Annotated in this window: 17 protein-coding genes and 4 pseudogenes; 10 read left to right on the top strand and 11 right to left on the bottom strand. The window is 69.8% G+C overall.

What is annotated here, in order from left to right:
• Positions 1-21: 21 nt before the first annotated feature.
• From C7T91_RS23870 to C7T91_RS23855, 4 genes are all read left to right on the top strand, one after another.
• Entirely contained in the window at positions 22-525 is a 504-nt protein-coding gene (locus tag C7T91_RS23870) for a TRAP transporter small permease (protein WP_108261840.1), read from the top strand.
• On the top strand, positions 522-1,805 hold the full coding sequence (locus C7T91_RS23865; RefSeq protein WP_108261838.1) for a TRAP transporter large permease: 1,284 nt from the start codon (positions 522-524) through the stop codon (positions 1,803-1,805). Before C7T91_RS23870 ends, C7T91_RS23865 begins: the two co-directional genes overlap by 4 nt.
• A gap of 70 nt (positions 1,806-1,875) precedes the next feature.
• A complete protein-coding gene (locus tag C7T91_RS23860) occupies positions 1,876-2,850 on the top strand; it encodes an amidohydrolase family protein (protein ID WP_108261836.1) in 975 nt (324 codons plus the stop codon).
• A complete protein-coding gene (locus tag C7T91_RS23855) occupies positions 2,771-4,087 on the top strand; it encodes an FAD-dependent oxidoreductase (protein WP_108261834.1) in 1,317 nt (438 codons plus the stop codon). Before C7T91_RS23860 ends, C7T91_RS23855 begins: the two co-directional genes overlap by 80 nt.
• Here C7T91_RS23855 and C7T91_RS39945 read toward each other — a convergent pair.
• Together C7T91_RS39945 and C7T91_RS23845 are read right to left on the bottom strand one after the other, a co-directional pair.
• A pseudogene (locus C7T91_RS39945) lies at positions 4,038-4,184 on the bottom strand (hypothetical protein); the annotation flags it as partial. The gene C7T91_RS23855 and the pseudogene C7T91_RS39945 overlap by 50 nt on opposite strands.
• Positions 4,129-4,549, bottom strand: a pseudogene (locus C7T91_RS23845) (DEAD/DEAH box helicase); the annotation flags it as partial. The pseudogenes C7T91_RS23845 and C7T91_RS39945, both read right to left, overlap by 56 nt.
• A 14-nt stretch (positions 4,550-4,563) precedes the next feature.
• On the opposite strand from C7T91_RS23845, the gene C7T91_RS23840 reads away from it, so the two are divergent.
• A complete protein-coding gene (locus tag C7T91_RS23840; RefSeq protein ID WP_108261830.1) occupies positions 4,564-4,986 on the top strand; it encodes a helicase-related protein in 423 nt (140 codons plus the stop codon).
• A 1,777-nt stretch (positions 4,987-6,763) separates the two neighbouring features.
• Here C7T91_RS23840 and C7T91_RS23830 read toward each other — a convergent pair.
• Complete coding sequence (locus C7T91_RS23830) at positions 6,764-7,681, bottom strand: choline ABC transporter substrate-binding protein (protein WP_108261826.1); 918 nt, start codon at positions 7,679-7,681, stop codon at positions 6,764-6,766.
• 80 nt (positions 7,682-7,761) lie between these two features.
• Between C7T91_RS23830 and betI the strand changes: the two genes are divergently transcribed.
• Positions 7,762-8,337, top strand: a complete 576-nt coding sequence (gene betI, locus C7T91_RS23825; RefSeq protein ID WP_108261824.1) for a choline-binding transcriptional repressor BetI — start codon at positions 7,762-7,764, stop codon at positions 8,335-8,337.
• Positions 8,338-8,416: 79 nt separating this feature from the next.
• Here betI and C7T91_RS39940 read toward each other — a convergent pair whose 3' ends face one another.
• The 5 genes from C7T91_RS39940 to C7T91_RS36810 form a co-directional block, all read right to left on the bottom strand.
• Positions 8,417-8,623 (bottom strand): hypothetical protein, encoded by a 207-nt coding sequence (locus C7T91_RS39940; protein ID WP_161556084.1) that lies wholly within the window; start codon positions 8,621-8,623, stop codon positions 8,417-8,419.
• A 230-nt stretch (positions 8,624-8,853) separates the two neighbouring features.
• Positions 8,854-9,408 carry an ATP-dependent protease subunit HslV gene (hslV, locus tag C7T91_RS23815; RefSeq protein WP_108261822.1) on the bottom strand — a complete coding sequence of 185 codons (555 nt, stop codon included), beginning with the start codon at positions 9,406-9,408 and terminating at the stop codon, positions 8,854-8,856.
• Between the two features lie 4 nt (positions 9,409-9,412).
• On the bottom strand, positions 9,413-9,733 hold the full coding sequence (gene trxA, locus C7T91_RS23810; protein WP_108261820.1) for a thioredoxin: 321 nt from the start codon (positions 9,731-9,733) through the stop codon (positions 9,413-9,415).
• Positions 9,734-9,795: 62 nt separating this feature from the next.
• On the bottom strand, positions 9,796-10,371 hold the full coding sequence (locus tag C7T91_RS23805) for a PD-(D/E)XK nuclease family protein (RefSeq protein WP_236638468.1): 576 nt from the start codon (positions 10,369-10,371) through the stop codon (positions 9,796-9,798).
• A gap of 2 nt (positions 10,372-10,373) precedes the next feature.
• Positions 10,374-11,084: a DUF3108 domain-containing protein gene (locus tag C7T91_RS36810; protein ID WP_161556083.1), complete on the bottom strand. Its 711-nt coding sequence runs from the start codon at positions 11,082-11,084 to the stop codon at positions 10,374-10,376.
• A 106-nt stretch (positions 11,085-11,190) separates the two neighbouring features.
• On the opposite strand from C7T91_RS36810, the pseudogene meaB reads away from it, so the two are divergent.
• The 4 genes and pseudogenes from meaB to C7T91_RS39935 form a co-directional block, all read left to right on the top strand.
• Positions 11,191-12,054: pseudogene (gene meaB, locus C7T91_RS36805) on the top strand (methylmalonyl Co-A mutase-associated GTPase MeaB); the annotation flags it as partial.
• Positions 12,055-12,201: 147 nt separating this feature from the next.
• Positions 12,202-13,464 carry an ATP-binding protein gene (locus tag C7T91_RS36800; protein ID WP_330848887.1) on the top strand — a complete coding sequence of 421 codons (1,263 nt, stop codon included), beginning with the start codon at positions 12,202-12,204 and terminating at the stop codon, positions 13,462-13,464.
• Positions 13,465-13,698: 234 nt separating this feature from the next.
• A pseudogene (locus tag C7T91_RS36795) lies at positions 13,699-13,809 on the top strand (IS5/IS1182 family transposase); the annotation flags it as partial.
• An 86-nt stretch (positions 13,810-13,895) separates the two neighbouring features.
• Positions 13,896-14,555, top strand: a complete 660-nt coding sequence (locus C7T91_RS39935) for a transposase (protein WP_407943336.1) — start codon at positions 13,896-13,898, stop codon at positions 14,553-14,555.
• A gap of 104 nt (positions 14,556-14,659) precedes the next feature.
• Here C7T91_RS39935 and C7T91_RS23780 read toward each other — a convergent pair whose 3' ends face one another.
• The 3 genes from C7T91_RS23780 to C7T91_RS23770 form a co-directional block, all read right to left on the bottom strand.
• Positions 14,660-15,013 carry a cell division protein ZapA gene (locus C7T91_RS23780; RefSeq protein ID WP_108261810.1) on the bottom strand — a complete coding sequence of 118 codons (354 nt, stop codon included), beginning with the start codon at positions 15,011-15,013 and terminating at the stop codon, positions 14,660-14,662.
• Complete coding sequence (locus C7T91_RS23775) at positions 15,006-15,596, bottom strand: hypothetical protein (RefSeq protein ID WP_108261808.1); 591 nt, start codon at positions 15,594-15,596, stop codon at positions 15,006-15,008. The genes C7T91_RS23780 and C7T91_RS23775 overlap by 8 nt, the downstream gene beginning before the upstream one ends.
• Before the next feature lie 78 nt (positions 15,597-15,674).
• Complete coding sequence (locus C7T91_RS23770; RefSeq protein WP_108261806.1) at positions 15,675-17,057, bottom strand: SLC13 family permease; 1,383 nt, start codon at positions 17,055-17,057, stop codon at positions 15,675-15,677.
• Positions 17,058-17,377: the final 320 nt, after the last annotated feature.

Raw genomic sequence — 17,377 nt, 5'->3', positions numbered from 1 at the left:
CCCGGCCCGCGAGATCCCGCCATGCACGCCTTTCTCCATATCATCCGCCTGCTCGAGCGCAGCTGCCTCGTCGCGCTGCTGCTGGGCATGACCGGGCTGTTCGCCTTCAACGTCGCGGTCCGGCTGTTCGGAGGGGCGCTGGCCTCCTCCTTCGGCTGGATCGACGAGGTGGTCCGGCTGATGAACCTCTACCTCGTGTTCCTCGCTGCCGGGCTGGCGCTGGAACGCGGCAAGCAGGTGGCAGTCGACAGCTGGCGCGACCGGATCGCGGAGCGCCTGCGCCTGCCGCTGCGGCGGATCATCGATGCCGCGGGGCTCTGCTTCTCGCTCTGGATGGCCTGGCTGGCGCTGGACATGGCGGATTTCGTCTTCGGCACCGGCCAGAAGAGCGCCACGCTCGATCTGGCGATCGGCTGGATCTACGTGGCGCCCTGCGCGGGGTTCCTTCTGCTGGCGCTGCGCTACGGCGCCAGTCTCGCGGGCACCATCGACCGCTTTGGCGCCGCAGCGGAGGCCGCGGAATGATCCCCGGCCTCGCAATCGCCCTGATGGCCGTCCTGCTTCTGGTGGCGGGCTTCGAGATGCTGATGGTGCTGGGGCTTCCCACGCTGGCCATCAAGGCTGGCTTCTTCGAGCGGATGCCCGACATGGTCATCGCCCAGAAGATGGCCGGCGGGATCAATCAGTCGCTGCTCCTGGCGATCCCGTTCTTCCTCTTCGCGGCCGAGCTGATGGGCCATGGCCAGATCGCCGGACGGCTGACCGGGCTGGTGCGGGCGCTGGTCGGCCATGCCCGCGGCGGCATCGGCTATACTACGATCGGCGGCGCGATGGGCTTCGGCGCGGTGTCGGGCTCGGCCCCGGCCACGGTCGCTGCGATGGGGCACATCCTCTATCCCGAACTCCGCCGCGCGCGGTTCCGCGACCGCTTCTCTCTGGGGCTGATCGTCTCCTCGGCCGAAACCGCGCTCCTGATCCCGCCCTCGATCACGCTGATCGTCTATGGCTGGATCACCGGCACCTCGATCACCGCGCTCTTCGCGGCCGGGCTGTCGGTCGGCCTCGTGCTGGGGCTGGCCTTCGCGCTGCTCACCGCCGTCGAGGCGCGCCGCACCGGGGTGACGGGCGATCCCCGCGCCAGCCTGGCCGAGATCGGCCTGGCCCTCCGCCGCGCGGGCTGGGCGCTCGGCCTGCCGGTGGTCATCATGGGCGGGATCTACAGTGGGCTCTTCACCGCGACCGAGGCCGCAGTGGTCAGCGTGGTCTATGCCATCCTTGTCGAGATGTGGGTCTACCGCAGCCTGGATCTGAAGGGGCTGATCGCCATCGCCGAGAAATCCGCCGTGCAGAACGCGGTGATCTTCCTCCTGCTCGCGCTCGGCACGGCGCTGTCCCACTTCATCACGCTGGCGCAGATCCCCGGCCTTCTGATCGCCGGGCTCGACAGCCTGCATGCCGGGCCGGTGCTGTTCCTGATGGCCGCCAATATCGCCTTCATCATCGCGGGCATGTTCGTCGATCCGAACTCGATCCAGCTGATCCTGGTGCCCGCGCTCTTTCCGGTGGCCACGAGCCTCGGCATCGACCCGGTGCATTTCGGCATGATCGTCGCGGTCAACGTGACGCTCGGCATGGTGACGCCGCCCTTCGGGCTCGACCTCTTCGTGGCCTCCTCGACGCTGCAGACGCCGGTGACCGAGATCATCGCGGGGATCTGGCCCTTCATCCTGGTCAACCTGCTGGTGCTCATGCTCGTCACCTACGTCCCCGGGATTGCAACGCTGGCGCCCTCGCTGCTGCTCTGAGCGGGCAGGGCGCTGGACCAAGACACAAGACAATCCGGCCAGCACGGCCGGCAGACGACAGGAGGGTTCAATGATACCCAAGATCACCTTCGAGGAACATTTCATGGCGCCCGGCTTCGAGAAGCACTCGGCCGCCTTCCTCAAGCTCATCCCCGAGGCGCAGGCCCGCGAGCTGACCCGGCGGCTCGATGATTTCGGCGGCGAGCGGATCGAGCTGATGGACCGCTACGGGATCACCCGCTCGGTGCTGTCGCTGACCGGGCCGGGGCCGCAGGGCGAGCTGCCGGAACTGGCCGCCGATGCCGCGAAGGGGGCGAACGACTTCCTCGCCGAGAAGATCGCGCCGCTATCCTCGCGGCTCTCGGGGCTTGCGGCGCTGCCGATGCACGACCCCGAGCTGGCCGCCGCCGAGCTGCGCCGCGCAGTGACGGATTTGGGCTTTCTCGGCTGCCTCGCCAACAGCCCGGTCCATGGCCGCTATTTCGATGCGCCGGAATACGACGTGTTCTGGGCCGAGGTCGAGGCGCTCGGCGTGCCCTTCTACCTGCACCCCTCGAATGCCCGCGCCGCGCCGCCGGTCTTTGCCGACATGCCGGTGCTGCAGGGTGCGACCTGGGGCTGGGGCGTCGATACCGGCAGCCATGCGCTCAGGCTGCTCTTCTCCGGGGTCTTCGACCGCTTTCCGGGGGTCAAGCTGGTGCTCGGCCATATGGGCGAGGCGCTGCCCTATCTGCGCTGGCGCTTCGACTCGCGTTTCGGGGCCTATCCGATGGGGGTGGAGCTGAAGCTGAAGCCCTCCGAATATTTCACCCGCAACATCCTGATCACCACGACCGGGGTCTGCTCGCATGCCGCGCTGATGGGGGCGCTCGGCGAGATGGGGCCCGAGGGCGTGATGTTCTCGATCGACTATCCCTATGAGGACACCGCCACCGCGGCGGAGTTCATCGAGAGCGCGCTGATGGATGCCGCCACAAGGGCAATGGTCTGCCATGACAGTGCGGCGCGGCTCCTCGGGCTGCCGCTCCTGGCCGAAGCGGTGTGAGGCGGCCATGAGCTGGCATTCTTCCATAACCGAGGCCGAGCTTCTGGCGAAGGGCGTGGCCGGGGTCGAGATCGACGGGCTGCGCATCGCGCTCTATGCGCTTGACGGCGAGGTCTTCGCCACCGGCAATATCTGCACCCATGCCTTTGCGCTCCTGAGCGAGGGCCATGTCGAGGGCGGCTGCGTCGAGTGCCCGCTGCATCAGGGCCTGTTCGACATCCGCACCGGCAAGGCGCAGGGCGCCCCGGTCACCAAGGACCTCGCCACCTATCCGGCGAAGGTCGAGGATGGCCTCGTCTGGGTCGATACCGAACCGGCAGCCGCCGCGGGCGGCGAGGCTCCGGCGGCCGCCGCAGCAGCAAGGCGCAGCGACAGCCGCCGTCTGGTGATTGCGGGTGCCGGGCAGGCCGGGGCCGAGACCGCGCGGGCGGCCCGCGCCGAGGGCTTCGGCGGCGAGATCGTGCTGATCGGGGCGGAGCGCCATCCGCCCTATGAACGTCCGCCGCTGTCGAAGGACCTGCTCCTCGGGCGCACCACGCTGGCCGAGGCGCATGTCTTCGATTCGGGCGAGGCGGAGCGTCTGGGCATTGCGCTGCGGCTCGGCACCGCCGTCACCGCCATCGACCGGGAGGCACGCAGGGTCACGCTCGGCGACGGGACGGAGCTGGGCTATGACCTTCTGGTGCTGGCCACCGGGGCCGGGGCGCGGCGGCTGTCGCTGCCGGGCGCCGAGGACAGGACGGTCCACTATCTGCGCGATGCCGCCGATGCCGAACGGCTCGGCCCGGCGCTCCGGGCTGCCACGCAGGTGGCCGTGATCGGCGGCGGCTTCATCGGGCTGGAGATCGCCTCCGCCGCCCGTGCGCTCGGCAAAAAGGTGACGGTGATCGAGGCGCAGGACCGGCTTCTGAAGCGGCTGCTGCCCTCGGAAGCCGGCGAGTTCCTCGCCTGGGTGGCCGGGCAGAACGACGTGGCGCTGTATCTGGGCACGGCCATCGCGGGCGTGTCGCCCGAAGGCGTGACGCTGGCCGATGGCCGGCTCATCGAGGCCGATCTCATCCTCGCGGGCATCGGCGCCAGCCCGAATGACGCGCTGGCCCGCGAGGCCGGCCTGCCGCTCGGCGGCTGTCGGGGAGGATGTCGCGCACCCGGTCCGGCGGCAGGGCGAGGGCGGTGCGGGCGCGCTGCACCTCGGCAGAAAGATGGGTGGAGAGCTGCAGCCCCATCAGCTTCATGATCGCCAGGCTGTCGGCCGGGCGCCAGCGCGCGACATCGGCGCCGCAGCGCGCGCTCGCGCTGGCCCTGGCTCTTGTTGCCGTGGATCGCGCCGACATCGAAGCCGGATTTCTCCACCGCGCGGGCCAGCCGGTCGGCGCCGTGCTTGGTGCGGGTGAAGACCAGCGCCAGCTCGGAGGGATGCGCGCCGAGCAGGTCGATCANGATGGCCGGTCTTCTCGGACTGCTCGATGAAGCGGACTTCCTGCTCGATGCGGTCGGCGGTCCGGCCCGGAGGCGTGACGGAAATTTTTACCGGATCGGTCAGGTAGGCCTGCGCGATTTCCTCCATCTGGTCGGCCATCGTGGCCGAGAACAGCATGGTCTGGCGCTCTTTCGGCAGCAGCGACGCGATGCGGCGCAGGGCGTGGATGAAGCCGATGTCGAGCATCTGGTCGGCCTCGTCGAGCACGAGGAAAGGCGTTCCGCACCGGCCAGCTGAAGGTTCTGATCGCCACCGACGTCGCCGCCCGCGGGATCGACATTCCCGAGGTGCGCCATGTCTACAACTTCGACCTGCCGAACGTGCCGGACAACTATGTCCACCGCATCGGCCGGACCGCCCGTGCCGGCCGCGACGGCCGCGCCGTGGCCTTCTGTTCCTCGGCGGAGACCAAGGAACTGAAGCAGATCGAGAAGCTGATCGGCATCCAGCTGGAAACCAGCTTCGGCGAGCGCCCGCTCGGCGCAACCCACCGCCCGGCGAAATCCGGCGGCGGCGGCCGCGGCGGCAAGCCTTCCGGCGCGCCCAAGCCGCCGCCGCCGCGGGCCGGAAACGCAATGCAGGACAGGCAGCGCAACGCCCTGGCCGGACCGACCGGACCTCGACGCCCCGAACCGCCGCCGCGCGCCATCCCGTAGCGCCGAAGATCGCCGCAGACCAACGGAGCAGCCGCAACATTGCGGCAGCACTTCCCGCTCAACCCTGCCCCGAGAACGACGCGCCGGTTGCGCCGGCATCAGCAAAACGCCTTTCCGGACGGGACCGGGACGGAACGCGCCGTGCCGGGCCAAGACCATGCGGTGCCCCGGATCACGGGACGGCCGGAGGCGGGTCCGGCATTGCGGCGGCCACATGGCTGGCCAGGCGCGGCGTGGTCACCGCTCCGAGCCTGCTGCGGTCCACAGGCAGGGGCATCGATGTCCGCGCGGCATCCGCACGCCCGCACCTGCCGACATGAATCGGGACCGGCGCAGCGGAGCCAAGCCCATGCGCAGTCCTGCGGCGCCGGAACATCGAAAGCTGCTCCAAATCCGGCGCTTCGAAGCATCGCCCGCCGAAAGCATGTCGTCCGTGCCGCTCTCCAAGCACCAATGCCGGCTCCCCGGCACCGCGTCCCGGCGGCCGAAGCGCAACGCCGAGATCAGCGGGAACAAGACTGTGCGGGCTCGCAGGACACTGGAATGGCGGAAGCTGCGGCAGTCCTGCAGGGGCGGAAACGCCGCCAGCGGACATGGGCGCAACTCCCGGCTGCGGCGCCGCTGCGGTCCCTGCGCCGATCACCGGATGCCACTGACCCGGCGGCGGGACGCAGGACGCGCGCCTTCCCGATGCACCGACACGGCACAGCCCGCTGCAGGACGCTAGGGCAAATCCATCCGCGCGGCGCGCCGGATTGCACCCAGGCAATGATCGCTCCCGGCCAAATCGGCGCCGACAGAGCGCGGCGGCCGACCATACCGGTGCGGCCAGGCCGGTCTGGCCGCCACAGAGGCCGCAGGGGAGGATTCCTGCAAGTATCGGTGAGAGCTTCAGGCGTGCCCCGTGATGGTTAGGTCGGCCACATGCCGAAACCCGCCCCGCCCGAGACCGCGCGGCCAACCAGTCAGATTGCCGGTTTCCGCTGAGGTGGCGTGGATCGCCATCGGTCTGGTTCGATCCCGCGATGGCGTGGAATGCCCAGGATCCGGGCAATCGAGGCCAGCCCGAGACCGTTCCGAATGGGCCGGTCAGGCAACCGTCCGGAGAAGTTCGGACCGGTCCCCGGAACCGGCAAATCCTCCGGCGGAGAACTCGAAGGCCCGCCGGGCGGAACCCTGCCCGGCGAATGCGATGCAGACTTGCCTAGCCTAGAAGATTCGGTCCGGCCTGCCGCCTGGCCGGACCGTCGGCTGCTCACCGGCCTGATCGAGATGGCCGGGCCCGACGGGCCGGAGCCGGTTTTCCCGACGCCCTGTCGGCGTCAGGCACGGATCGCGGTGCAGTTCCCATGCCGCTGATCCGGCCAGCCTGTGAACCTGCTGATCGACAATGACGCGCAACCGCCACTGGTCCGCGTACAGCGCCGAATGGTCCTCCGATTCCGTGACACGCGACGCGCAGGCGCAAGGTGCATCTGGCGATGGATGTCGCCACCGACGCTATCCGCGCGGTCCAGTTCGCCTCAAGCCGCCAGGGTGGCACCCCGTTCCTGCCGGAGCTGCTGCCGCAGATTCCCATCGGGGAAGCGAGCCGGAGGGTTGCCGCAGAGTTGCCAGCGGATGCGCCGCCGGTTCGAGCACCGTTGGCGACGGCCGTTCCTGCCTTGCCTCATGGATTTCCGGGTCCGTCGTTCCTGTTCGGGGCCGTCTGTTCCGGCGCGCCGCCGCGCGCGACGACGCGGCGGCTGCCGGGCAGGGATGACGCCGCCGGCAGTTTTCAGAGCCCCAGCTTGGCGTTGACCGCAGCCGTCGCGTCGCCGCCATCGAGCGTGGTGACGCCGTCGAGCCAGCCTGCGATGATTGCCGGATTGGCCTTCAGCCAGGCCTCTGCCGCCTCTTCGGGATCGGTGCCGTCATCGAGGATGGCGGCCATGATCTCGTTCTCCATCGGCAGCGTGAAGGCGAGGTTGCCGAGCAGCCGGCCGACATTGGGGCACTCGCCCGCATAGCCCTTGCGGACATTGGTATAGACCGTCGCGCCGCCGAAATCCGGGCCGAACCAGTCATCGCCGCCGGTCAGGTAGGACATCTCGAAATTGGCGTTCATCGGGTGCGGTTCCCAGCCGAGGAAGACGACCGGCTCGCCGCGGCGGTCGGCGCGGGCGACTTGGGCCAGCATGCCCTGTTCCGAGCTTTCGACGACTTCGAAATCGTCGAGCCCGAAGGCGTTCTGGTCGATCATCTCCTGGATCAGGCGGTTGCCGTCATTGCCCGGCTCGATGCCGTAGATCTTGCCGTCGAGCTCGTCCTCGAAATTGGCGATCTCGGCGAAATCGGCGATGCCGAGCTCATGCGCGGCCTTGTTGACGGCCAGCGTGTATTTCGCGCCTTCGAGATTGGCGCGGACGGTCTCGACGGTGCCGGCCTCGCGATAGGGGGCGATGTCGCCCTCCATGGTCGGCATCCAGTTGCCGAGGAAGACATCGACATCGCCCTTGGCGATCGAAGTGTAGGTCACCGGCACCGACAGGATCTTGATGTCGGTCTCGTAGCCGAGCGCCTGGAGCACGACCGTCGTCGCGGCGGTGGTGGCCGTGATGTCGGTCCATCCCACATCCGAGAAGACGACCGTTCCGCAATCCGCATGGGCCGCGGAGGCGCAGGCCAGGGCCAGGAGAGAAGCGGTCAGTTTCATTTTGGTCCCCGTCGTTTTGTTGATTGACGAGTCAATTAAGAACGCCCTATCGTGAAGATGCAACCAAAAAGAGCGAAAAGATGCCGAAAGTCGGAATGGAGCCCATCAGACGCCGCGCGCTTGTGCAGGCCGCGATCGAGGAGATCGGCGCGGCCGGGAGCCTCGACGTGCCGGTGTCGCGGATCGCCAAGCGGGCGGGCATGTCGCCGGCGCTGGCGCATCACTATTTCGGTTCCAAGGAAGACATTTTCCTGGCCGCGATGCGCCATATCCTCAGCCTCTACGGTGCCGAGGTCTGCCGGCTTCTGAACGCCGCCGGCTCGCCGCGGGCACGGCTCGAGGCGGTGATCTCGGCGGGCTTCACCCCGGTCAATTTCCGGCACGAATCGGTCTCGGCCTGGCTCAGCTTCTACGTCCTGGCCCAGACCTCTCCCAAGGCGAACCGCTTGCTGCGGGTCTATCACCGGCGGCTGCATTCCAATCTGGTGCATGACCTGCGGCCGCTGGCCGGCGCGGCCTCCGACGGCATCGCCGAGCGCATCGCCGGGCTGATCGACGGGCTCTACCTTCACGCGGCGCTCAATCCGAAGACGACCGCCGCCATTGCCAATGCCCATGCGCTGCAGGCGCTGGACAACGAATTGAGGACCGCATGACCGATCTGCAACCGAAGGCCAGCCATTTCATCGGCGGCCGGTATGTCGAGGATGCCGAAGGCGCGCCGATCGAGGTGATCTATCCGGCCACCGGCGAGGTCGTGGCGCGGCTCCATGCCGGGACGCCCGCCATCGTCGGGCAGGCGGTGGCCTCGGCGGCGGCGGCGCAGGCGGAGTCCGGTGCAACCGCGCGGCGGGCCCGGTCGGCGGCGCATTCCGGGGTCCAGATCGGCGCGCCGCAGGCGAAGACCCGCAGCACGCCGCCGTCATGCCCGGCGGCAAGCACCTCCCGAGCATGGCGGCGAATTTGCCGGAGAAGTAGCCGCGGGGCCGGGGTCGAACCGCTTGGCAGAGGCGGCAGGGTCTCCGGTCAGGGACAGGACATGGCGCTTTCCCGGCAGGGCTCCGGCTCTTTTGCCGGGATGGCCCGGAAAGCCTGTCAGGGCAGACGGGTCCTGCCGATGCTGCGATGCGTGGGAGAGGGGGGCGGGGAGAGGGCATCCCTCTCCCCGCGGGTCAGGCGGAGATCGCCTCGACCGTTAGCTTGCCGTTGGTGAAGACGCAGATATCCGCCGCGATCGCCATGGCCTTGCGCGCCACGGTCTCGGCGTCGAGATCGCTCTCCATCAGGCCGCGGGCGGCGGCGAGGGCGAAATTGCCGCCCGAGCCGATCGCCGCGACGTCATGTTCCGGCTCCAGCACGTCGCCGGCGCCGGTGATCACGTAGAGATCCCTGCCGTCGGTGACGATCAGCATCGCCTCCAGCTTCTGCAGGTACTTGTCCGTGCGCCAGTCCTTGGCCAGCTCCACCGCGGCGCGGGCGAGCTGTCCGGGGGTGGCCTCGAGCTTGGCCTCCAGCCGCTCGAGCAGCGTGAAGGCATCTGCCGTGGAGCCCGCGAAGCCCGCGACCACGTCATGGCCGCCGGGCGACAGGCGGCGCACCTTGCGGGCCGTGCCCTTGATCACCGTGTTGCCGAGCGAAACCTGGCCGTCGCCTGCGACGACGACCTGGTTCCCCTTGCGCACGCCGATGATCGTCGTGCCGTGCCAGCCGGGGAAGTCCTCGCTCATCGGATCAGAGCGCGCTGTCGATCCAGCTCTGCAGCGTGGCCTTCGGCGCCGCGCCGGTCTTGTTCGAGACGACCTGGCCGTCCTTGAACAGGAACAGGGCGGGGATGCCGCGGACGCCGAGCTTGGCCGGGGAGACCGGGTTCTCGTCGACATTGATCTTCACGATCTTGACCTTGCCGTCATATTCGGCGGAGAGCTCTTCGAGCGCCGGGCCGATCTGGCGGCACGGGCCGCACCATTCCGCCCAGAAGTCGACGACGACGGGGACGTCGGACTTCACGACTTCGGAGTCGAAGGTGTTGTCGGTGACTGCAACGGTTGCCATGGATGCCTCCTGAGGCGTTAATTTCGGACTGGCCCCCTACCTAGGCGAGCCGGGTCCATCAATCAAGATGTTGGGGTCGCACGCGCCAGGGCCGCCATCACGAGATCGTGCGGCAGCTCCATCAGCCTTGCGCCATGGGTCCAGAGCAGCGCGGTCGAGACCCGCCGCTCCGGGTAGATTGCCTCGAGCATCGCCTGGTAGGCGCCCATCTGGCGCAACAGCCCCTCGGGCACCTCGTCGGGGGTCGCGGGCACCGTCCGGTTGGTCTTGAAATCGACAGCAAGAACAGCGTCCTGCGTCACCTGCAGACGGTCGATCGTGCCATAGGCGACGCGGCCGAGCACGGGCAGCCAGGCCGAGAGCGGCACCTCGGCCAGGGTCTCGGGGGCGAAGAACGGTGCCAGCGCGGGATGGTCGAGCACGGCGGAGGCTTCGTCCAGAAGCGCGGCAAGCGCCGCGCCCTCGGCGGCATCCGGTCCCTCGCACAGAAGCTGTGCGGCCCGCTCGGCACGTCCGGCGGCGGGGTGGCCTGCCAGATGTTCGAGCAGAACGTGGATCTGGCGGCCGACCCGCAGCGCGGTTGCAAGCGCGGCACGGAGCCCGGGCAGGGCGTCGTCAATCGGAAGGGGGAAGCTCACGGTCAGCGCCGCACCATGCGGAAATTGCCGAAACTGGTGGGCACGCGCAACTCGGTCACCCGCAGCGCATCGCCGGCGGGGGCGTAGGTGACGGCGAAGGGCCAGACCGGCTTCTCGGCCAGCTCCTTCTGCGAGAAGCCCGCCACCCGGCGGTATTCGCCGCGGCAGTCGAGCCCGCCATCGGCGGTGGGCGTGCCGCCGACCAGACGGATATCCGCGCGCCGCCGTCCGTCATAGAGGTCGATGCGGAGGTCGCAGGCCTCGGCGGCGGGGCGGTCGCGCAGGATGGCGAAAGCGGCGGTCATCGGATCGACGGTGCCCGATTGCTGCGCGGGCGGCGCGGCGTGTTTCGGCGGCTTCTTCCGTTCCGGGTCGCGGCTGACCTGAGGCACGCCCCCGGCATAGCGGAAGGCCAGCCGCTCGGTCTCGCCGCCCTCGGTGGTGGTCGAAGAGAAGCTTTGGGGGCGGTAGCGGTTGCCGTCGACCCGGCCGCGGGACTTCGCGTCGACCGAAGAGTCGAGGAAGAGCCCGGCCAGCCCGGCGGAGCGCACCGCGCCTGCGGCGGCGTATTGCCCGCCGCGCGCCTCGGCCGAATATTGCAGCGTTCCGGCCCGCACCGGGCCGAGCCTCAGGTCGAAGGTTCCGGTCTCGGCGGCTGCCGCTCCGGCGAGCAGGAGCCCGGCCAGAAGCCCTGCAAATCCCGCATGTGACATTCTTCGCGCCCTCCAGCCCTTGCCATCACTCCCCGGCACAAGGCAGAAAACCGCGGTGATCGTCAACCGGCCCGGCCACGGGCGCCAGATGAAGCGGAGACCCGCCATGGACCGTTCCGACCTTGCCCGCCGCATCCTCGGCGGGGAACGCCGCGCGCTTGCCCGCGCGATCACCCTGGTCGAAAGCGGCCGCGCCGATCACCGCGAAGAGGCGGTGGCGCTGGTCGAGGAACTGCGCAGGTCGGGCCGCAAGGCGCTCCGGATCGGGCTCTCGGGCACGCCGGGCGTCGGCAAATCGACCTTCATCGAGGCTTTCGGCATGATGCTGACCGCCAAGGGGCTGCGCGTCGCGGTGCTGGCGGTCGATCCCAGCTCGGCACGCTCGGGCGGCTCGATCCTCGGCGACAAGACCCGGATGGAGCGGCTGTCGCGCGATCCGATGGCCTTCATCCGGCCCTCGCCGTCGCAGACCCAGCTCGGCGGCGTGGCGCGGCGCACCCGCGAGGCGGTGGCGCTCTGCGAGGCGGCGGGGTTCGACGTGGTGCTGATCGAGACCGTCGGCGTCGGCCAGTCCGAGACCATGGTCGCGGAAATGTGCGACCTGTTCCTCCTCTTGATGGCGCCGGCGGGCGGCGACGAGCTGCAGGGGGTCAAGCGCGGCATCATGGAGATTGCCGACATCATTCTCGTCAACAAGGCCGACGGCGACCTGAAGCCGGTGGCGACCCGGACCTGCGCCGACTATGCCGGGGCGCTCCGGCTGTTGAGGAAGCGGCCACAGGACCCGCCGGGCTTCCCCAAGGCGCTGATGGTTTCGGCGATGGCCGAGACCGGGCTGGAGGAGGCCTGGGCCGAGATGCAGGCGCTCGATGCCTGGCGGCGGGAAAGCGGCCATTGGGACGCGCGCCGCGCCGAGCAGGCCCGCCACTGGTTCCGCGAGGAGCTGCAGCACGGGCTCCTGGCACGGCTCTCGGCGGACCCGCAGCTGGTGCAGCTCCAGGCTGCGCTGTCGGATCAGGTGGCCGAGGTCGCGGGGCGGTTTCTCGTGCGCACCGCGGGCGGGCGCGAGAAATGGCTGGAGCTCCGCGGCAGCACCCGCGCCGCGGAGGGCGGCCAGATGCGGGCGGATTGCATCGTCCTGGACGTCTCGGCCGAGGTCGAGGCCCAGGCAGAGGCGGAGCGCCAGGCGGCGATGGCGCGCAAGGCCCAGAAATTCGAGAGCCTCGGCCAGCTGACCGGCGGTGTGGCGCATGACTTCAACAACCTGCTTGCCGTGATCCTCGGCAGCCTCGAGCTGCTGGACGAAACCGCGGAGGATCCGCTGTCCCGCGAGCTGATCGCGCCGGCAATCCAGGCGGCGCAGCGGGGGGCAGGGCTGACGCGCAGCCTGCTGGCCTTTGCCCGCAAGGCCCGGCTCGACCCGAAGGCCTGCGATCTGAACGCTTTGGTGGAGGAAACCATCGGCTGGGCGGCGCGGACCATCCCGTCGAATATCCGGATCGAAACGGCGCTGGCCGGGGACCTCTGGCAGGTCGATGTCGATGTCGATGCAACTTCGAGCGCGGTGCTGAACCTGTTGCTGAACGCCCGCGATGCGATGCCCGCAGGCGGCCGGATCACGTTGTCGACGGAGAACCTCGACATCGGCCCGGACCGGGCCGCGCGCGAGGATTTGCAGCCCGGCCGCTATGTCCGGCTCTGCGTGCGGGACACCGGGACCGGCATGGCTCCGGAGGTGGCCGCGCGCATCTTCGAGCCCTTCTTCACCACCAAGGAACAGGGCAAGGGCACCGGGCTTGGCCTGGCCATGGTCGAGGGCTTCATCAAGCAGAGCGGCGGCACGATCCAGGTCGCATCGGAACCGGGGGCGGGAACGGACTTCATACTGTATTTTCCGGCTCGTGTCCGGGAAGGCAGCATCGCTACCGGCGCTGCGGAGGCCGCGGGCAGTCCCTGCGCCGGCTGCCGCGTGCTGGTGGCGGAAGACCAGCCGGGGGTCCTGCTGGTCATCAAGGCCATGCTCGAGCGGGCGGGCTGCACGGTCACGCCTGCGGGGTCCGGGGATGTCGCGCTGGAGCTGTTCCGCGACGGCGAATTCGACCTGCTGCTGACGGACATCGTCATGCCGGGACGCCTGATGGGGCCCGCGCTGGCCGCGGAGATCCGCAAGCGCGTTCCTGGCCTGCCCGTCATCTTCATGTCCGGATATGCCGCGGATTCCGCCATCCGGGGCAGCGATCTGCAGCCGACGGATATCCGTTTGGCCAAGCCGGTGAGCCGCTCGGAGCTTCTTTCCGCGATAGGCCGGGCGATGGCCGACCGATGCCCGGCGGCCAGGCCGGGCGCCGTCGCCCGCCTGGGGCCGCCAGCCGTGCCATGACCCCGGCTGCGGGCCGCATCCCGTTTCCTGCGCCACGAGGATTCCCGTCGGCGGGGCCTTTTTGTGCAAAGGGGTTCCGGGACTCCGCTCGTGGCTCCCAAGTAGGAGCCGGCTTGCAGCCTGCTAGGTCCTGTTGCGCAAAGGCGTCCCCGAAGACTGGCGGCAGCGGACCTTGTTGGAGATCTCTCCGATGATCGGGATTCCCTATGAAATCCTGCGGGTTATTGGCCTTCCATGGCTAAGTCCGGGCCTGCCCGCGCCCGCAAGGCGAACGCGCCGGAGCGGCGCGGCTCCCTGCTGGTCTGGCTGGACAAGGACATGAGCAGGCGCGCGCCGAAGACCGGAAAGGCGATAGCGTCCGTCAACGAGGTGTAATTTCCCGGGTCGCCGGTCGGCCGATCCATTCGCCAGGGCTCCCGGCGGCCTGGACAGTGGCCTGCCCGGTCAGGGTCGCGACTCCGCTGCCCCGTATCTCGGGCGGATCGCCCGGACGGCAGGCGGAATCGAGAGCTTGGACCGCCGCATCGGCGAAGAGGCGGGCATGGGCGGCATGGCGGCTCCGCGCGATCCCGGGCTTCGGGGCAGTCACCGCCATGGCAGTCGTGGCCTTCGCACCTGCCATGGGTCCAGTCGCGCGCGGCCGGGATGTCGCAGCCTGGAGCGGGCATGTTTCCCGCCCGCATGCCACGGGCGGCAGGCAGAAGCTCGGCCGAACGTCCAAAACGTCCTGGACGGCACAGCGCGTCGCCAATGGCCGCTTGGACCGGTGGCGCAACCACTGGCACCTCCGGCGCCTGCTGATCGCAGGGGCAATGTCTGTCATGCATTGGCGGGGCCGGAACGGCGGCAGGCCCGGGAGCTGGCCTGCGTGCATGCTGACACGCAAGCCGCGCATGCGGGCCGACATCGCCTTGGCACCCAAGGCCGCCCGGAACCTCCGGGCCCATGCTTCCGCGCAATGGAGAATGCCGGGATCCGGCCGGCGGGCTCTCCTGACCGCAGCCGCCGCATTGGCGGCGATGCGAGGCGGACGGCGACCAGCAGGCGCAAATGATGGCCATGATCCGGCACGGGATCGCCCGCAGCTTTGATCCGCCGCCCTGAAACGCAGGAGCCCCTTGCATCGAGGGGGCATCCTGACATGTGCGCCGAAACACGGCGGCGGCCCCGCCCTGCGGCGGGACGGCATTCCGGGCTAGTCTGCCAAGGCCTCCGCCCGGGAGGCCAGCGCCTCGAGCCGGACCGCCATGTCGTCGCTCAGCGGTCCCGGCTCGGCCGCACGGGCGCGCAGCTCCTCGATCAGCGCTTCCTGGCTGGCGAGCTTGCCGGCCAGCTCGGCGACTTCGTCCTCGAGACCTGCGGTCTTGTCGGCCAGCATCAGCCCGGCCATCAGCAGCATCCGAAGCTCGGGCATGCGCCCCATCTGCTCGGCCAGGATCTGCGCCTCCGCATCCAGGAGCCGCGCGGCGGTTTCGAGAAAGGGCTGTTCGCCCTCCTGGCAGGCGACGTCGAAGCCGCGGCCGCCGATGGAAATGGTAACTTCAGGCATGTCCGTCTTCCTTCAGCGCAGGCGCCAGCGCGGCGAGAATGCTGTCGAGTTCGGCGCGGTCGGCGGCGCGGGCCGCCTCCAGCGCCTGCAGGTCGGCCCTGAGCGCCTCGTCGACCAGCGCCGCCTCGGAGAGCCCGGCCTCGATCGCGCCGCGCAGCGCCGCATTGTTGGTCCTGAGCTGGGCATTCACCCGCTGCAATTCGGCCACCGCCGCCTCGGTGCGCGTCAGCACCGCCTGCAGCGCCTCGGCTTCGGCGCGCGAGGCCATCGACAGCGCCTTGTCGCCGGATTTCGCTTCGGCAAGCTGGGCAGCCAGCTCCGCGGCTTCTTCCTGAGCTGCGGCAAGATTGGCCTCGGCCTGCTCCGCCCGCGCCCGTGCCGAACCAAGCTCGGGCTTCAGCTCGTCGAGCTCGGCGCTCAGCGCGGCCAGCGCTTCGCCCTCGGCGCGCAGCCGCTCGAGTTCCTCGGTGACCTGCTCGGCCTCGGCGCTCCATTGCTGGACTTCGCTGGCAAGCCGCTCGGTCTGGGCCTGCGCCCCGTAATGCCGGGCCGTGCGCAGGGCAGCCCGGCGGGAGGCCGGCAAGCGCCCGGGCGCAGCGTTTTCCGGGCGCGGGCTGGAGCGTCTCCGGGGGGCTTGGCGCCGGAGGGTCGACCGTCCGGCTCAGATCCAGCCGAGCATCCGCCACCACAGGAAGTCGAGCGGCACCAGCACGAGGAACGTCACCGCCGCGAGGATCAGCAGCATCTTGACGATCACACGCGGCGGCTCCTTCGCCAGCCCCAGCGCGATCAGCACCGGCGGCGCCTGATAGGGCAGCAGCACGGTCGAGAAGCCGATCACCTGGGTCATCAGCACCGTCTCCACCGGCAGGCCGGTCTGCGCGGCCAGCTGCTCGGCCAGGGGCGTCAGCACGGCCGGCACGCCCGGCATGGTGGAAATCACCGCGGTCAGCGTCGCCAGCAGCGACAGCGAGACGAAATTCGCGAAATCCTGCCCCGGCGCCATCGGCAGCACGCCGCTGACCAGATCGGCCAGCACGACGCCCAGCCCGGCATGGCTGACCACCGCGCCGAGGCCGAGCACGCCCGCGACCAGCAGGAGCGTCGGGAAATCGGCCGACTCGCGGAATTGCGGCGGCGAAACGAAGCCGATGCGCGGCAGCAGGATCAGCACGGCCGCCCCCAGCCCGACCCAGGCCGGGTTGATCCCGTGCAGCCGGTCGGTGGTCCACAGCGCCAGCGTGGCCAGAAGGATCGCCATCAGCCAGAGCTGCCGCCCGCCGGGCTCGGGCGCGGCGGCGGCTGCGCGGCCCAGCTCGGGCGCCTCTGCCGGGAAGATCCGCAGGATCAGCACGACCAGCAGGGCGCAGCGGACCAGCCCGAGGATCGGAAAATGCAGCAGCAGGTAGTCGGCATAGCCGAAATGGATGCCGAGGATGCTGTCCGCCGCCCCGGTCAGGACCATGTTGGGCAGGTTGGCGGGCAGAACGGCGAAGCCCGGGACATTGGCGGCGAAGGCCACGCAGACGGCGACGCCGGTGCGCCCCCTGCTGCCGGGCGTCAGCCCCAGAGTGTCGGCCAGCGCCATGCCGATCGGCACCAGCAGCATCGCCCGCCCGACCGAGGAGGGCATCAGGAAGCTCAGACCCGCGCCCATCAGCATCAGCCCGCCGATCAGCATCGGATAGCTGCGCGACAGGTGCGGTGCGACCGCCTCGGCCAAGCGCTGGCCGAGGCCGGTGACCTGGATCGCCTTGCCGATCACGAAACCGGCGGTGATCAGCCAGATCGCCGCCGAGGTGAATCCGGAGAACACCAGGTCGGGCGGGGCCAGCCCCGAGATCAGCAGCGCCGCGAAGAACCCCATCGCGGTCAGGAAGGGCGGCAGCAGCGAGGTGGCCCAGAAGCCGAGCGTCACGATCACCACTGCGAGGGTCCGCGCCTGCTGCGGCTCGAGCGGGGCGGGCGGCCAGAGCGCCAGGAGCGCCGCCCCCGCAGCGATGGCGGCCATCAAGGCCTGTCTGCCGTATGTTCCGAAACTCATGCACTCTTCCCCGTCTTCTGTCTGGACTGGATAGCCAAGCAGCCGCCGATGCGGAAGTGCGGCGGCAGGATTGCGGGGCCGGGGGGCTGACGGATGGGCGTCCGGGGCGCAGGGACGGCAAGGCGATGGCGCATCCGGACAAGCCAAGCGCCACGGCCGCTCCTGCTTCCGGCGGCCGCGGTCCCGGAGCATCTTTGTGCAACAACGCCCCTCGACCCCCTCGATGAATCCCGTCTCGATCGGGCGGCGCTCCATCTTCTCGACCGCCAGCCGTCCGCTGCCCGGCAGCGGCAGGAGGCAGACCGCCCGTCCCCGGCATC

Source organism: Mangrovicoccus ximenensis (genome assembly GCF_003056725.1).
Taxonomy (GTDB): Bacteria; Pseudomonadota; Alphaproteobacteria; order Rhodobacterales; family Rhodobacteraceae; genus Mangrovicoccus; species Mangrovicoccus ximenensis.
Note: the sequence above shows the minus strand (reverse complement) of the source record. Positions and strands in the feature narration are given on the sequence as shown.

Coding starts and splice junctions, on each gene's coding strand:
- C7T91_RS23870 (WP_108261840.1), top strand. CDS start 22: ATGCACGCCTTTCTCCATATCATCCGCCTGCTCGAGCGCAGCTGCCTC.
- C7T91_RS23865 (WP_108261838.1), top strand. CDS start 522: ATGATCCCCGGCCTCGCAATCGCCCTGATGGCCGTCCTGCTTCTGGTG.
- C7T91_RS23860 (WP_108261836.1), top strand. CDS start 1,876: ATGATACCCAAGATCACCTTCGAGGAACATTTCATGGCGCCCGGCTTC.
- C7T91_RS23855 (WP_108261834.1), top strand. CDS start 2,771: ATGCCGCCACAAGGGCAATGGTCTGCCATGACAGTGCGGCGCGGCTCC.
- C7T91_RS23830 (WP_108261826.1), bottom strand. CDS start 7,681: ATGAAACTGACCGCTTCTCTCCTGGCCCTGGCCTGCGCCTCCGCGGCC.
- betI (WP_108261824.1), top strand. CDS start 7,762: ATGCCGAAAGTCGGAATGGAGCCCATCAGACGCCGCGCGCTTGTGCAG.
- hslV (WP_108261822.1), bottom strand. CDS start 9,408: ATGAGCGAGGACTTCCCCGGCTGGCACGGCACGACGATCATCGGCGTG.
- trxA (WP_108261820.1), bottom strand. CDS start 9,733: ATGGCAACCGTTGCAGTCACCGACAACACCTTCGACTCCGAAGTCGTG.
- C7T91_RS36810 (WP_161556083.1), bottom strand. CDS start 11,084: ATGTCACATGCGGGATTTGCAGGGCTTCTGGCCGGGCTCCTGCTCGCC.
- C7T91_RS36800 (WP_330848887.1), top strand. CDS start 12,202: ATGCGGGCGGATTGCATCGTCCTGGACGTCTCGGCCGAGGTCGAGGCC.
- C7T91_RS23780 (WP_108261810.1), bottom strand. CDS start 15,013: ATGCCTGAAGTTACCATTTCCATCGGCGGCCGCGGCTTCGACGTCGCC.
- C7T91_RS23770 (WP_108261806.1), bottom strand. CDS start 17,057: ATGAGTTTCGGAACATACGGCAGACAGGCCTTGATGGCCGCCATCGCT.